At 52.3% G+C, this 14174-nt stretch carries 12 protein-coding genes; 6 read left to right on the forward strand and 6 right to left on the reverse strand.

All coding sequences use genetic code 11. The annotated features are described in order from the left end of the window. Positions 1 to 50: 50 nt before the first annotated feature. Positions 51 to 3947, forward strand: coding sequence for a PAS domain S-box protein (locus JWZ98_RS04950; RefSeq protein WP_205453495.1), 3897 nt, complete (start codon positions 51 to 53; stop codon positions 3945 to 3947). A 32-nt stretch (positions 3948 to 3979) separates the two neighbouring features. Here the strand turns inward: JWZ98_RS04950 and JWZ98_RS04955 are convergent, their stop codons facing one another. Beyond that, positions 3980 to 4252: a hypothetical protein gene (locus JWZ98_RS04955; RefSeq protein WP_205453496.1), complete on the reverse strand. Its 273-nt coding sequence runs from the start codon at positions 4250 to 4252 to the stop codon at positions 3980 to 3982. On the opposite strand from JWZ98_RS04955, the gene JWZ98_RS04960 reads away from it, so the two are divergent. After that, positions 4251 to 5507, forward strand: coding sequence for a hypothetical protein (locus JWZ98_RS04960; RefSeq protein WP_205453497.1), 1257 nt, complete (start codon positions 4251 to 4253; stop codon positions 5505 to 5507). The two genes, JWZ98_RS04955 and JWZ98_RS04960, sit on opposite strands and share 2 nt — an antisense overlap. A 124-nt stretch (positions 5508 to 5631) precedes the next feature. Here JWZ98_RS04960 and JWZ98_RS04965 read toward each other — a convergent pair whose 3' ends face one another. Both JWZ98_RS04965 and JWZ98_RS04970 read right to left on the reverse strand, forming a co-directional pair. Then, a complete protein-coding gene (locus JWZ98_RS04965; protein ID WP_205453498.1) occupies positions 5632 to 6234 on the reverse strand; it encodes an NUDIX domain-containing protein in 603 nt (200 codons plus the stop codon). Further along, positions 6231 to 7340 carry a PQQ-dependent sugar dehydrogenase gene (locus JWZ98_RS04970; protein WP_205453499.1) on the reverse strand — a complete coding sequence of 370 codons (1110 nt, stop codon included), beginning with the start codon at positions 7338 to 7340 and terminating at the stop codon, positions 6231 to 6233. Before JWZ98_RS04970 ends, JWZ98_RS04965 begins: the two co-directional genes overlap by 4 nt. Positions 7341 to 7452: 112 nt before the next feature. Here JWZ98_RS04970 and htpX point away from each other — a divergent pair, with 112 nt between their 5' ends. Beyond that, positions 7453 to 8328, forward strand: coding sequence for a protease HtpX (htpX, locus tag JWZ98_RS04975; protein WP_205453500.1), 876 nt, complete (start codon positions 7453 to 7455; stop codon positions 8326 to 8328). A gap of 42 nt (positions 8329 to 8370) precedes the next feature. Continuing rightward, the gene (locus tag JWZ98_RS04980) at positions 8371 to 8598 is read left to right on the forward strand and encodes a DUF2835 domain-containing protein (protein WP_205453501.1); all 228 of its coding nucleotides are present in this window, start codon (positions 8371 to 8373) and stop codon (positions 8596 to 8598) included. Positions 8599 to 8773: 175 nt separating this feature from the next. On the opposite strand, the gene JWZ98_RS04985 is transcribed toward JWZ98_RS04980, so the two are convergent. Both JWZ98_RS04985 and JWZ98_RS04990 read right to left on the reverse strand, forming a co-directional pair. Further along, complete coding sequence (locus tag JWZ98_RS04985) at positions 8774 to 9283, reverse strand: sigma-70 family RNA polymerase sigma factor (protein ID WP_205453502.1); 510 nt, start codon at positions 9281 to 9283, stop codon at positions 8774 to 8776. Positions 9284 to 9541: 258 nt separating this feature from the next. Next, positions 9542 to 12076 (reverse strand): TonB-dependent receptor, encoded by a 2535-nt coding sequence (locus JWZ98_RS04990; protein ID WP_205453503.1) that lies wholly within the window; start codon positions 12074 to 12076, stop codon positions 9542 to 9544. A 326-nt stretch (positions 12077 to 12402) separates the two neighbouring features. Here JWZ98_RS04990 and JWZ98_RS04995 point away from each other — a divergent pair, with 326 nt between their 5' ends. Both JWZ98_RS04995 and JWZ98_RS05000 read left to right on the forward strand, forming a co-directional pair. Continuing rightward, complete coding sequence (locus JWZ98_RS04995) at positions 12403 to 12648, forward strand: type II toxin-antitoxin system Phd/YefM family antitoxin (RefSeq protein WP_033157050.1); 246 nt, start codon at positions 12403 to 12405, stop codon at positions 12646 to 12648. Between the two features lie 5 nt (positions 12649 to 12653). Beyond that, complete coding sequence (locus JWZ98_RS05000; RefSeq protein ID WP_240348339.1) at positions 12654 to 13061, forward strand: type II toxin-antitoxin system VapC family toxin; 408 nt, start codon at positions 12654 to 12656, stop codon at positions 13059 to 13061. A gap of 51 nt (positions 13062 to 13112) precedes the next feature. Here the strand turns inward: JWZ98_RS05000 and JWZ98_RS05005 are convergent, their stop codons facing one another. Then, entirely contained in the window at positions 13113 to 14171 is a 1059-nt protein-coding gene (locus JWZ98_RS05005) for a FecR domain-containing protein (RefSeq protein WP_205453505.1), read from the reverse strand. Between the last annotated feature and the right edge of the window lie 3 nt (positions 14172 to 14174).

Genomic DNA, 14174 nt, shown 5'->3' on the forward strand with positions numbered 1-14174 from the left:
TCGTTCAAGTTCCCTAAATCGTGCAAATCACTATTACCGATCTTCCTGCCATGAATGACATTCTAAAGTTTCTGACCGACAATAATTTTATGCCGCATGGCTATTGCCTGAGCTGGTCGCCGGGTTTGTTGTGGACCTTTGTGATCAGCGATGGCTTGATATTTCTGTCTTACTTTTTGCTGCCGGTTGCCTTGGGTTATTTCGCGCGGCATCGGCAGGATTTTCCGTATGTCCGGGTGTTGTGGCTGTTTGTGGTGTTTATTCTGGCCTGCGGTACGACTCACCTGATGGATGTCGTGGTGATTTGGGAACCACTTTACGGACTAGATGCTTTTGCCAAAGTGGTGACGGCGATAGTCTCGGTGATAACGGTGGGGGTGCTGATACCGCTGATTCCCAAAGCGCTGCAATTGCCCAGCCCGGCGCAGTTACGCGAGGCCAACGCCCAGTTGCAGCAGGAAGTCGCCGAACGTGAGCGGGTCGAGCAGGCCCTGAAAGCGGCGAACGTATTGCTTGAGCAGGGCTTGGTGGCGGAACGTACCCAGTTGGCGGCGCTGGTCAATTCTTCCGACGATGCGATTATCGGCAAAAATTTGGACGGAATCGTTACCAGTTGGAACCCCGCGGCCGAACGTATCTTCGGTTACAGCGCTGTTGAAATTATTGGTCAGCCGATCACGCTGCTGTTTCCCGCCGAACTGGTGATCACGGAAGCCGAATTGCTCCAGCGGATTTTAAACGGCGAGCGGATCAGCAATTACGAAACGCAGCGGGTGCGTAAAGACGGCAGCCGGATCGAGGTCGCTTCGACGATTTCGGCGATCAAAGATGGCGACGGCAAGGTCATCGGCGCGTCGAAGATCGTCCGCGACATCACTGAGCGTAAGCGTATCAAGGCGGCGCTGCGGGAAAGCGAAGCTAATTTCCGTAAATTGTTCGATGTGGCACCGGTGCCGATGGCGCTGGTCGCCGCCGACGGTACGATGCTGGCTTTGAACCAGTCTATTGCCCGGACTTTTGGTTATACCTTGTCCGACATCCCAACCGTCGAGGATTGGTGGCAGCATGCGTATCCCGATCCGGTTTACCGGCAAACGGTTTTCGACACTTGGCAGAATTTGCAGCAGCGCGCGGCCGAGCAGCAGGCACCGATAGAATCTCACGAATATCAAGTGACCTGTAAAAACGGCGACGTGCGCACCGCCATCATCTCCGGGGTGACGATAGGCGACAATTTACTGGCAACGTTGATGGACATCACCGAGCGTAAGCGTGCGGAGGAGACGCTGCGTAAATTATCCCTGGTAGTCGAGCAAAGCCCGGAGAGCATCGTTATTACCGACCTGGATGCGCGCATCGAATACGTCAACGAAGCCGTGATCCAGACCACCGGCTACACGCGCTCCGAGCTGTTGGGCCAAAAAGCCAGTCTGTTTAAATCGGGCAAGACCAAGCCGGAGTATTTTGCGGTGCTTTGGGATAATTTGACGCACGGCCGGTCCTGGCAGGGCGAGTTTATCAATAAGCGCAAGGATGGCCGCGAGTTTGTGGAATCGGCTATCGTGGCGCCGATTCGCCAGCAAGACGGGCGGATTAGCCATTACATGGCGATCAAGGACGACATCAGCGAGAAGAAGCAGATGCTTCTAGAGTTGGAGAGCTATCGCGAGCATCTGGAAGAATTGGTGGTTGAGCGCACCGAACAATTGGCCGATGCGATGCAAGCGGCGGAAGTGGCCAATGTGTCGAAAAGTGCATTTTTGGCGAATATGAGCCACGAAATCCGCACGCCGATGAACGCGATTATTGGTTTGACGCATTTGCTGCAAAACACCACGCTGGATGCCAAGCAACGTGAACAGCTGGCGAAAATTTCGGTCGCTGCCCAGCATTTGCTGGGCATCATCAACGACATTCTGGATTTCTCCAAGATCGAAGCCGGCAAATTGGTGTTGGACATCGGCGATTTCGATCTTGACCAGGTTTTCAAAAGTTTGAACGACCTGATTTGCGACCGCGCCGCCGAGAAAGGTTTGGAAGTGATTAACCGTATCGACCCGGCGCTACCGGCGGTGTTGCGGGGCGATGCGCTGCGGCTGGGACAAATTTTGCTCAATTTTGCCAGTAATGCCGTCAAGTTTACCGACGCCGGACACATCGTGTTTCGGGCTAAATTGCTAGCCAAAAATCCGGTGGGGATTGTGGCTCGATTCGAAATCAGCGACACCGGCATCGGCATGAATGCCGAGCAATGCAGCCGTTTGTTTCAAGCCTTCGAACAAGCCGATTCCACCACGTCGCGGCGTTTCGGCGGCACAGGTTTAGGCCTAGCCATCAGTAAGCGTCTGATCGAAATGATGGGCGGCACGGTGGGTGTGCAGAGCAACTTGGGGCAGGGCAGTACGTTTTGGCTGGAATTGCCGTTCGAGTATGCCGTGGGTTCTGCGCTGCAATTACCTAAGCCGGATATTCGTAAAGGTTTAAAAGTATTGGTGGTAGACGATGTGGCAGAGGCCCGCGAAGCCATCGCCCACATGCTGACGCGGTTCGAGGCGCGGGTGAGCGTCGCCGATTCCGGTTTGGCGGCCGTGCAACAGGTTGTCGATGCCCGGCAAGCCGATGCACCGTTCGATCTGGTGCTGATGGACTGGATGATGCCGGGGGTGGACGGCATTCAAACCGCGCGCCGGATGGGCGAAATACTCGGCGAGGCCTTACCGAAAATTGTCTTGGTGACCGCCTATAGTTACGACGGCAGCGCCGAGGACTTGCACAGCGTCGGGATTGTGGGGCATCTTGCCAAACCGGTGACGCTGTCGGCCTTACACGATACGATTGCCGGCGTGCTGTCGGGATGGCGGCAAAAAGCGCCCGCGGATGCGCGGCATCCGGATTTATCCCGCCTAAAAGGCCGACGGGTGTTATTGGCCGAAGACAATCTGATCAATCAGGAAGTGGCGTTGGAGTTGTTGCAAGACGCCGGTTTGGTAGTCGATTTGGCCGAAAACGGCCGGATCGCTTGCGATATGGCCGCCAAACAGGCCTACGACCTGATTCTGCTGGACGTGCAAATGCCGGAGATGGATGGTATGGCCGCCAGTTTGGCGATCAGGCGTATGCCGGGGCGGGAAAAGACGCCGATATTGGCCATGACCGCCAATGCCTTCGACGAAGATCGGCGCGCCTGTCTGAGCGCTGGGATGAATGACCATATTCCCAAACCGGTGAATCCGGAGGTGCTGTACGACGTGATGTTACGCTGGATGCCGCCTTTGCCGCCCAGCCAGACCGCCCGCGTTCATAAAACCCCGGATGAGCAAAACGACGGCAACGCAGCGCTGCTCGAGCGTTTGGCGAACATTCCGGGCCTGGATTTGCAGGCCGGTTTACACAATCTGCAAAACAAACTGCCGTTTTATTTGCGCCAGTTACGCCATTTCGCGCAGCGGCATGCGGCCGAAGCCGACAATATCCGGCATTTATTGGCGGTGGGCGATGGGGAGTCCGCACAAAGAGCCGCGCATTCCTTAAAAAGCAGTGCCGCAACCTTGGGAATAACCCACATCCGGGAGACCGCCGAGGGTATTGAGATCACGTTAAAACAGCGCGCGGCCTTAGCGGCCGAGTCCTTGCAAATTCCGCTCAAACAATTGACGGAGCAACTCGCCTGGTTTATTGCGCAGATTCTCGATGTGTTGCCTGCTGAACCTGCGCTTCAAGACATTTCGCCACCCATCTATTCCGAGGAAGCGCTACGTGCGGTGGTCGAAGGCCTGCGGATATTACTGGAGGAGGGCAATATTCAATCGCAAGTTTATGTACAAAACCATCGGGAGCAATTACGGCAAGCTTTTGGCGACGAGGGTGTCGCATCGTTGCTGCGGCATGTCGAGGTGTTTGCTTTCGATCAAGCCTTGGACGTTTTGCAGCGCGATCCGCATCTTTAGCCGGCTGAGACGGGTTTACCCATTTTTACAATTTACCTGCGCCGCTTGATACCGCTGTCGGCGATAATGCCGCTCTCGAACCTGTCGCCGATTTTTTGCCGGAGTTGCAAAGTCATGTCCCAAGCTAATAAGTTTTTTATGAATCCGGCCCTGTTTATCACGGGTATGCCGTTCCGGCCGGATGCGTCCAAGCCCAGGCGGCGTCCTTCGATAAACTCCGTACCTTCAAGGGCATTAAGGCTAACGGGATTTGAGGGCTGGATTAGCCATAAAGCGTACCGATTGCTGTTGGCCTGTGCGCTCATGCTGTTAGCGGCTTGTTCCTCCAGGCCGCCGCTGCCCAGTCAGGAAGATCAGCAAGAAAAATTGAGTGAAATATTGAGCAATGGCGGCTACAAAACCGCGCGGAATTTTCCGGTGGATGTTACGCACGATGTCTGGATTTATCAGCAAACGGAACTGGAAGTAGAGCTGGTCGGGCCGAGTGCGCCGGGAAGCTATCCGTTGATTATTTATCTGCCCAGCTTGGGCGAAGATGCTAAAGCCGGGCGTTTGTGGCGGGAAACCTGGGCCAAGGCCGGCTACCTGGTGTTTAGCATGCAGCCGGTGCCGGTCAGCCAAGCCTTGAAGGCCTTGGAGGCGGAGCGGCGCTTCGATGACCCGGAGGAGATTCCGGACGACGAAAATGCGGAGCTGGCTGATGAAAATATGGCGTTGCGACCCGAGCCGGCTGATGGCGGTTGGTTTGGTGAAAAGCCGCGTCGGCAATCGCGGACGGCTAGGGAAAGCGAATTGCGTTATGTCGGTCATCAATACTTTGGCATGGAGAATCTGAAAACCCGCTTGGCGCAACTATTTTGGGCCTATGCGCAACTGCAAACGCGCGCCGGCTTAAGGCAACCTTTGTATGCGTCTGGCGATTTCAGCAAGGTGATACTGGCGGGCTACGACCTGGGTGCGCAAACCGTGACGGCAGCCTTGGGCGAGAATTTTGGTAGCGGTTTGCCGCGCGGGGAGCAACTCAAGCCGGTGGCGGCGATGGTGTTGAGTCCGTCGGTGGATTTGGCGGAAGGCAACGTGCGCAGCCGGTTTCAGGCTTTGCGTCTGCCGATGCTGACGATTACCGGCAGCGAAGATAACGATCCTTACGCCATCAGTTCCGCCGCCGTGCGTACGGCGGTTTGGGAACAGGCTCCGGCCGGCGGCAAATATCTATTGTTATTGCGCGGCGCAGGGCATCGTTTGCTGTCAGGTAATGAGTTGGGCGGGCGGTTTGGCTTGAGCGGGGTGCGGCGCGGCGACTTCGGCATGGATTCCGGCGGCGGTCCGGGCGGACACAGTGGCGGCGGGCGGCGCGGCATGAGTGGTGGTGCAGGCGGCTTATTCGGCAAAACGGAGCGCCGCGATCCTAACTTGGGTTATAAACAAGTGGCGGCCATCGCCAGCGTGTCCAGCGCATTTTTGGATATGCTGATTAAAAAAGACGAGTTTGCCCAAGCCTGGCTGAATGAAAAAGCCGGCAAATGGCTGGATAGGGCGGGTACATTACAAACGCGATAGCCGGCAAAACCTAGGCGTATCTCCTGTTGGCCTTGCCAGTGGACGCGGGCGAAAGCTTGCCCGACCGCTGTGTTTTGCGGGCTAGAGCCCGGTTCACTGTGGCAGTTACCGCGGGCGAATTAAGTCAGGCCAACCACTGGTTGCGTAATTGCTCACGATGAATATACAGCCATTGGATGGCAAGGATGGGGATGCCGGATTCGATCTTGCCGTCTTCCAGCATTTGAAATGCCTCGTCGAATTTGACGGCTGTGACGCGGATGTCTTCATCTTCCTCGGCCAGGCCGTGAATGCCTCCCACTTTGCTGCTATCGACTCGGCCGCAGAACAGGGTAATCCACTCCGATGAGCCGCCGGGCGTGGTGAAGAATTGTTTTATTTCGATGAGTTCTTCTATCTCGCAGCCGGCTTCCTCGCGGGCTTCGCGATAAGCGACTTCTTCAGCGGTTTCACCTTCTTCAATGGCGCCGGCCACAATTTCCAGCTGCCACGCCCGTTCCGGTTGCAGGACCGCGCCGACGCGGAATTGCTCTATCAACACCACTTCGTCGCGGTTCGGATCATACAGCAGCACGGCCACGCAATTGCCGCGGCGGAACAATTCCCGCTTTAAAGGGGGGCTCCAACCGCCGTTGAACAGCGTGTGTTTCAGGATGTATTGTTCTAGCCGGAAAAAGCCTTCATAAACAACCTGCGTATCCAGTATTTGAAATTGTTTGTCGTTCATCGGCCGTAGGTTACCCGGTAGATGACCCCCAGGCTGTCGTCGCTGATCAACAAGCTGCCGTCCGGCATTTGAATAATGTCGTTCGGCCGCCCTAGTACCTGACCTTCCGCTGTCAGCCAACCGCTGATGAAGGGTAGTTCGTTATAGGCTTGGCCTTCGCGGAATTTGACCACATTCACCTGGTAACCTTGCGGTACGGTGCGATTCCAAGAGCCATGTTGGGCGACGAACAACTGCCGGAAATAAGTGTCTGGAAATTGTTTGCCGGTATAAAAACGCATGCCGAGCGGGGCGATGTGGGCTTTATATTTCCAGGCCGGGGCCTTGAATTTATAGCATTGCTTGTCGCCTATATATTCCGGGTCTGGAATGGTCCCGGCATGGCAATACGGGAAGCCGAAATGCTCGCCTTTTTGATTCCATTCGTTCAATTCGTCGGGCGGTAAGTCGTCGCCTAAATAATCGCGGCCGTTATCATTGAAAAACAGATGGCCGCTGCGGGTTTCCCAATCGAACCCTACCGTGTTGCGAATGCCGCGCGCCAGGATTTCCATATCGCTGCCATCCGGGTCCATGCGAATCAGCGAGCCGTAAATCGGTTTGTCCGGGTCGCAGACGTTACAAGGCGCGCCGACGGCGGTGTATAACTTGCCGTCGGGTCCGAAGCGCAAATATTTCCAGCCATGGTGGCGGTCGGAGGGAAACTGGTCGAATACTGTGACCGCTTTGGGCGGGCTGGCCAAACGCTGGCCAACCTCGTCGAAACGAATGATGCGGTGAATTTCAGCGACATATAACGTGCCGTCTTTGTAAGCCACGCCATTGGGTAGATTGAGCTGTTGAATGATCAGATATTTTTGTTCGGCAACACCGTCGCCATCCTTATCCTGTACCGCATAGACGCTGCCTTGCCGGGAACCGACATAGACCACGCCATTGTCGCCCAGCGCCATTTGCCGGGCGTTGGGAACGTCGTCGGCGAATATTCTGATATTAAAACCCGGCGGCAGACGTAATTGTTTTAGCACGGCCTCTTGTTCGGGGGTGGCTGCCAGACATAGCTGTGTAGCGGCAAACAGCATCAATAGCGACTTTATAATTCTCATTTTTATGTCCCTCAAGTAAACTTTGGCAGATGTTAACACTCTATAGCCTTGAATTTAATCTTTGGGCTCCCCAGATTAAACCCACTTTATAACAACACAGGAAAGTTACGCCATGATGAGAATAGTGCTGTTTTTGGCCACTAACGTGGCCATTATGATTGCGATCAGCATCATATTTAGTGTATTTGGCTTACAAGGCGCACTCGATGCTCAGGGCGTCAACTTGAACATCGAAGGCCTGCTGGCTATGTCCGCAGTGATTGGGATGACCGGTTCGATTGTTTCCTTGTTCATGTCTAAATGGTCTGCGAAAAGCGCGATGGGCGTGCATGTCATCGAGCAGCCGCAAAATCAAACCGAGCAATGGTTGATCAGCGTGGTTGAACGCCAAGCCCGGCAAGCCGGTATCGGAATGCCGGAAGTGGGGATTTTCGATGCCCCGGAAGCCAACGCCTTCGCTACTGGCGCCAGCAGAGACAACGCCTTGGTGGCCGTCAGCACCGGTTTGCTGCGCAGCATGAGTGCCGATGAAGTGGAGGCGGTGGTCGGTCACGAGATCAGTCACGTTGCCAATGGTGACATGATTACCATGGCCTTGATGCAAGGGGTGGTGAATACCTTTGTCTACTTCTTCGCAACCATCATTGGCTATGTGGTGGATCGCGTGGTGTTCAAAACCGAACGTGGTTACGGTCCGGCCTACTATGTGACGCAAATGGTGGCGCAAATTGCCTTGTCGATTTTGGCGTCCATGCTGGTGATGTGGTTCTCGCGTTACCGCGAATTTCGCGCCGACGCCGGTGGTGCCAACTTGGCCGGCCGGCAAAAAATGATAGGTGCGTTGCGCGCCTTGCAGCGTGCGCATGAGCCCGCCGAATTGCCTGGCGAATTGGCGGCATTTGGCATCAATGGCGGTGGCGTGCAACGTTTGTTTATGAGCCACCCTCCTTTGGAAGAGCGCATCGCCGCTTTGCAAAACATGCGTTAGAACGCTCCCTTGCCGCGCCGGGTAAACCGGCGCGGCTTTTTTATGGCTAATCAATTCATTCGCTTCAAACTTGATTTAAGTTACGACCAATATCTGGCCGTATATCAAGGCGTCGCCAAAACCGTGGTGACGATTGCCGATGACGGCCGGCGCATCGTCTTTCCCGCGGGCAATATTCAGCGGTATCTAAGCAAAACCGGCATTCAGGGCCATTTTGAAATGGAGTTGGGGGCGGGCAATAAGTTTGTCGGCATCAAAAAGCTGGCGTGACGGCTTAAATCTTAGCCGTGTTTGCGTTAATCGTTGATGTCGTCGCGGCGGACTGGCGGGACCCGGAGACAACCGAGTGCGCTGGATTTCGGCAATCCATGCCAATGACGGCGTTGACGATCCTTCAATGGCTAACGCAAACATTGCTTAAATCTTTCCGCTATCCCCCCTCAAGTTAAGCATCATCCAAGTTCGCGCCGGCCAACATGCGTCCGGTTTGGTACAGCACCCGCTCGACCTGGCGCTCCGAGATCTGTAATTCGGCGGCAATGTGCTGATGGCGCTTGCCGTCTAGCCGACGCAAGCACCAGATTTGCCGATTGAGCGCGGGTAAGCCGCGCAGCCAACTTTCGGCCGCCAACCATTGCTGCTCGCCTTGCACCATCCGCTCAGGTAAAGGACAGGGACATTGCCAGTCCTGGTCCAGCGCCCCGCCGTCCCGCGCCTGTTGCCGGGCTTGGCTGCGCAGATAATCCAGAGCCAGATTGCCCGCCACCCGGTACAGAAATGCCCGGCAATTGGCGATGGCATCCTGCCCAGCATACTCGGCAATATGCAAAAAGGTATCTTGCAGCAAGTCGGCTGCCGCCTCCCGGCAATTGACCTGGCGCAGCAGAAATTGCTGCAGCTCGGCTTGGTGGCGTAAATATGCGGCGGTTAAGGGTGGGTAATGATCGTTCAACATTGGGCATGCCTAATTTTGCCGCATTTATAGCTGTACGTTGACGCTCGTGAGCACCGAGCGACTCTATTCGGTAGGTTAGCAAGCCACCGGCAACCTAACAGTGATTCAAAAATGATCCCTTCCTGATGGGCGATCAGTAGGGTGGATAAGCCGTGCGCATCCACCAAACTTTCCAGATGCGCTTCGCTTATCCAGGGCGTAAGTTGGGGTGAGGTAACGAACCCCAACACGACAACTACTGTCCTCAACGGTACACGGTCAGTATTCTAATTTTACAGACCCCATAACTGTGATTGGCTCACCCGGTAAATTCCAAGCACGATTTGCATAATAAGGTGCTCCGGTAAAATAATATCTTTTATCAAAAATATTATTTACATTAAGCTGCGTAGTTAGTTTTGTTGGGCCAATATTCGTTGTATAACCTGCAAAGGTATCTACCCTCACATATCCTGGTAATTTATAGCTATTTGCATTATCTCCTTCACGAGTTCCAGCAAGATAGCTACCAATACCCACACTTAAGCCTTTTAACGATGATTGTTGAAAAGCATATTTTAACCAAGCGCTTCCAGAATGTTCCGCAACATTAGGCAAACGCTTTCCAATATTATTTCCGGGCGCCCCACCGTCGGCTGTAATGCGTGCATCCGTGAAAGCATAACTGGCAATAAGGCTAAGTCCGTCTGATAAACGACCTGCGATGTCAACCTCAATTCCTTGACTACGAGCCGCACCAATTGTGTCGTAAATTCCGCCATCACTAACAAGTGTCAGTACATTCTTTTTATCAATATGGAAATAAGCAGTACTTGTTGTTAAGTTTCCATCAAACCATTCTGTTTTAAACCCAGCCTCATACTGTTCGGTAGTTTCTGGCTTTAATGGTTGTCCATTTCCAGACCTTCCATTATTTGTTCCAAATCCTTCTGTCCTATTACCGAATACAGATAGCCATGTCCATGGGCGATACAGAACACCTACACGCGGGCTAAAGAATCCCTCATTTTGCTTTGCCAATGCAATGATATTAAAGCTCGGTACGTAGCCATTGTAGTTGCCATTTATATCCTCTGAATTTGTATATGAATTAGATGATCCTGAGGCAAGATGTGCCCAATCATAACGACCACCTCCTAATATTTGTAATTTGTCATCAAATAAGGAAATTTGATCTTGGAAATAAAGGCCATACCAAGATGTTTGACTAACGAAGAAATTGTTTGGATGATTGATTCGCTGATTTTCATAAGCGTTGAAATCTAAATTTGGATAATTTGGGCTATAAAGATTAACTCGGGAGAATGCAAAGCTTCCTCCGCCAAAATCTCCTGGCATTTTATACGGGCTATCGAAAGGCGCATTTGTAGCGCTGAATCCAAAAAAACCACCCGATCTTGTTTCATCAGAATAATAATCACCTCCCAATAAAACGTTATGATTTACTTCGCCTGTTTTAAATTTACCGTTCAAATTAAAATAGGTAAGGTAGGTTTCTTGTGAGTCATCAGTAAATTGAGACCCCCGCCTTACCTGCATCGGATCAGTGCCTTGCTCTAATAAAGGCTGAAAAACTGCCACTAAGACTTTACGGTAATGCAAATTAGCCCAGTTGCCGACAAAGCCATTTTGTATCTTCCAGTTATCATTAAATGAATGAGACCAATTAAAATCTAATAAAGTGCTGTCACTTGGGTCTTCGTTAAATTTAAATCCTGGTTGCCCATAATTGGTATTAATTGGAACATTAGCTACCCTATTGCCAATTGCAGGAATACCTGTGTCATAAGGTAGTTTTCGATCCGTGTATTCAAGGCTTAAATTGAATTCGGTTTTGTCACTGGCTTGCCAATGCAATGCCGGTGCGACAAAAATCTGATTTTGACTAACAAAGTCACGAAAAGAATTCCTATCGGTATAGCCAAAATCCATACGATAGGTTAGTGACTTGTCACCAGTCAGGGGGCCAGTTGCCTCCGCAACAGTGCGGTAAAAATCATAAGAACCGAATTGCTGTTGCAATGAATAGTGAGCTTCATCCCGTGGCTTTTTAGTTACAACATTAACCATACCGCCGGGCTCAACCCTACCGTACAACATCGCCGCAGAACCTTTCAAAACCTCAACTTGTTCTACGTTGGCCATATCAGTATTGAAGTTTGAAATTCTTTGCCCGTTTCTAAATCTTGTATAACGTGTACCAAAGCCGCGAATCACGAAATCTTGCCCATTGGCTTCACCGTTCCACACACGCTGAACACCACTTACATTTTTGGTGGCGTCTTCAAGTATTGTCGCCTGTTGGTCACTTAATACTTGCTGAGGAACAACTTGGACGCTTACGGGAGTATCCATCAAGGGCTTATCGGTCTTTGTTGCAGTAATGGAATTTCCGACTAAATAGCTTTCAGTCGAATCATAAACCGCCTTCCCAGCAACCGTCACCGCCGGCAAAGTCGTCGTCGCATTGCTTCCTGTTTCTGCGGCCTTAACTGCCACCGCATCCTCCGCCGTAAAGGTATAGGTCAAGCCCGTGCCGGTCAGTAATTTCTGCAAGGCTTCCCGTGCGGTAAAGTCACCTTGAATGCCGCTGGTTTGCTTGCCTTTCAGCGCATCACCATCGCTGAATATTTGGATGTGGGTTTCCGCTGCCAGTGCTTTTAATGCATCACTCATGCTTTGCGGGGCAATGCTCAGGTGATGGGTTTGCTGTTCGGCAAGCGCTGTGCCGGTTGCAGACAGGATTGCCAGTGCCAGCAGGCTGCGACGCGGTTTCCATGTGAATTTTTTCATTCTTGATCCTCTGATTGCTGAAAGGTCTGTGCCGTTTATTCCGGCTCACTAAGTAAGACAGCTCAGCTTCGAAAATCTGGTCAGCTTGGCTTAGGAGTTTTGAAAAAATTTTGTTTGGTATTTGTAGTCAATGCGTGATTAATGGTTCGGCTTAGGAACGCCAACCAACGCAAGTCTTTCATCGTTACCAACAGTTTTATTTGCGTTGACCAATGAAGCCAGGCAACGGTTTATGGCTACACATGTTTTGATGGTTGTTTAGCGTTTTGACACACCATTTTATAAAGCTCATACTCATAACTGGTATCACTGGACAGGAGAGATAGATGCATACTTGGCAATTACAAGAGGCGAAGAGCCGATTCAGCGAGGTGGTGGAGCTCAGCCTGAAAGAAGGCCCACAACTGGTGACTCGACGCGGTGAAGAGGCTGTTGTCATCTTGGCCGTTGACGATTATCGGCGCTTAAGCGGTCAATTGCCGCGTTTGAAGGACTGCCTGCTCAATGCGCCACGCGGTGAGGCCTTAGTGTTGGAACGATCCACAGAAGTGATTCGGGATCTGGCTTTGTGAAATATATGTTGGATACTTGTGCGCTCTCTGAGCTAGTCAAGAGTAAGCCCGATGCCAAAGTCCTACAGTGGTTTGAAGCTAGCAAAGCGCACGAGCTTTGCATCAGTGCGATGACTTTGGCTGAATTGCAGCGTGGTGTGAACCGGTTGCCAGAATCAAAGCGCCGATCTGAGCTTACGCTATGGCTACAAGAGTTGGAGATCGGTTTTGAAGATCGAATTCTGGTATTTGACACTAGGGTTGCAAAGGTGTGGGCGCAAATGACGGTTGAGGCAGAGGCACAAGGGAAATCTCTAGCTGCCTTTGACTCGATCATTGCCGCGACTGCCCGAATGCATGGCTGTCGATTGGTTACTCGTAATGTTCGAGACTTCAGCAACGCAGGTATTGAAGCGCTTAATCCTTGGCTGTAAACATGATGGGCTAATCAGCCTCTTGGGACAAAGGGCTGGTTTGTATGCCTGTCAACCTCGGTTCGCAGAAACCACAATCTTGCCGCCTTGCAACTGCTGAGTTTTGATCGGCAGTGCCGCCTGCAGAGTATTCAGTATTTTTGGCAGGTTGTCGATTTCGAAGGTGGCCGATACCCGAATTTGTTTAAGTGCTTCGCCGCTGTATTGGAAGCTTATTTTGTGATAACGCTGGACTTGGCTTAAGACCGTTTCCAAAGGCGCCATCTCAAATACCAGCCGGCCACTGCGCCAGGCAATGATGTTGGTGGCATTGGTGGCAATCGGCGCATTGACTTGGCCTTGGTCGTCGTAGCTAATTTGCTGGCCTGCTAGCAATGCAGGGGTTTCGTCATTTTTCGGCGCGCTGTTCAGGTGCAGCCAAAATGCTGATCGGCTGATGACATGATCCAGCCAGCGAGCTCCGGTTATTTTGCTGTCCGGAATGATCTGTACTTGACCTTCGGCGACGGTGACTTGCGTTGTGTTGTTGGCCGAATAGACATTAAAGCGCGTACCAATATCATGAATGCGGCCATTGCCGGCTATCACATCGAAAGGACGGTCTATTTCATGGGCCACACTCACGTAAACCTCGCCTTTTTCCAGACCAATCACCCGGCGGTTGCCGGTCATTTTCACCGACAGTTGGGTATCGGTATTCAGGGTGATTTGCGAACCATCGGCCAAATCAATCGACTTGCGTTCGCCGACTGCGGTGGCATAGTAATCGGTTAGCCGATAGTCATTTAAACCAAAAGTCGTGGTCAAAACCAGCAATCCCATCAATCCGGTTGTTTGCGCTTTGCGGATGCGTTGTTTACGCTGGATGCGCTTTGCCCGAGTTTCCTGTGCCGCTTGCCGAGCCGGAAAAGTGGCTGGTTTTAGTTGATCCAGCTGTTGCCAAAGCTGGAGCGCGCGCTCGTATTCAAAGCGGTTGCTGTCATTTTCTGCCAGCCAAGCTTGTAGCTGCTGTTCTGCAGCCGTCGTCCACTCTTCCGAATGTTGAGTAAACACCCAAAATCCGGCTTGTTCCTGTGGCGTACCGCTGAGTTTGTAAGTTTTGGATTTCATCTG

This window comes from Methylomonas sp. EFPC1 (genome assembly GCF_016925515.1).
GTDB classification, from domain to species: Bacteria; Pseudomonadota; Gammaproteobacteria; order Methylococcales; family Methylomonadaceae; genus Methylomonas; species Methylomonas defluvii.

Bases quoted from the DNA above. Each gene is read 5' to 3' on its own strand.
- JWZ98_RS04950 (WP_205453495.1), top strand. From the start codon at position 51: ATGAATGACATTCTAAAGTTTCTGACCGACAATAATTTTATGCCGCAT.
- JWZ98_RS04960 (WP_205453497.1), top strand. From the start codon at position 4,251: ATGCTGTTAGCGGCTTGTTCCTCCAGGCCGCCGCTGCCCAGTCAGGAA.
- JWZ98_RS04955 (WP_205453496.1), bottom strand. From the start codon at position 4,252: ATGAGCGCACAGGCCAACAGCAATCGGTACGCTTTATGGCTAATCCAG.
- JWZ98_RS04965 (WP_205453498.1), bottom strand. From the start codon at position 6,234: ATGAACGACAAACAATTTCAAATACTGGATACGCAGGTTGTTTATGAA.
- JWZ98_RS04970 (WP_205453499.1), bottom strand. From the start codon at position 7,340: ATGAGAATTATAAAGTCGCTATTGATGCTGTTTGCCGCTACACAGCTA.
- htpX (WP_205453500.1), top strand. From the start codon at position 7,453: ATGATGAGAATAGTGCTGTTTTTGGCCACTAACGTGGCCATTATGATT.
- JWZ98_RS04980 (WP_205453501.1), top strand. From the start codon at position 8,371: ATGGCTAATCAATTCATTCGCTTCAAACTTGATTTAAGTTACGACCAA.
- JWZ98_RS04985 (WP_205453502.1), bottom strand. From the start codon at position 9,283: ATGTTGAACGATCATTACCCACCCTTAACCGCCGCATATTTACGCCAC.
- JWZ98_RS04990 (WP_205453503.1), bottom strand. From the start codon at position 12,076: ATGAAAAAATTCACATGGAAACCGCGTCGCAGCCTGCTGGCACTGGCA.
- JWZ98_RS04995 (WP_033157050.1), top strand. From the start codon at position 12,403: ATGCATACTTGGCAATTACAAGAGGCGAAGAGCCGATTCAGCGAGGTG.
- JWZ98_RS05000 (WP_240348339.1), top strand. From the start codon at position 12,654: ATGTTGGATACTTGTGCGCTCTCTGAGCTAGTCAAGAGTAAGCCCGAT.
- JWZ98_RS05005 (WP_205453505.1), bottom strand. From the start codon at position 14,171: ATGAAATCCAAAACTTACAAACTCAGCGGTACGCCACAGGAACAAGCC.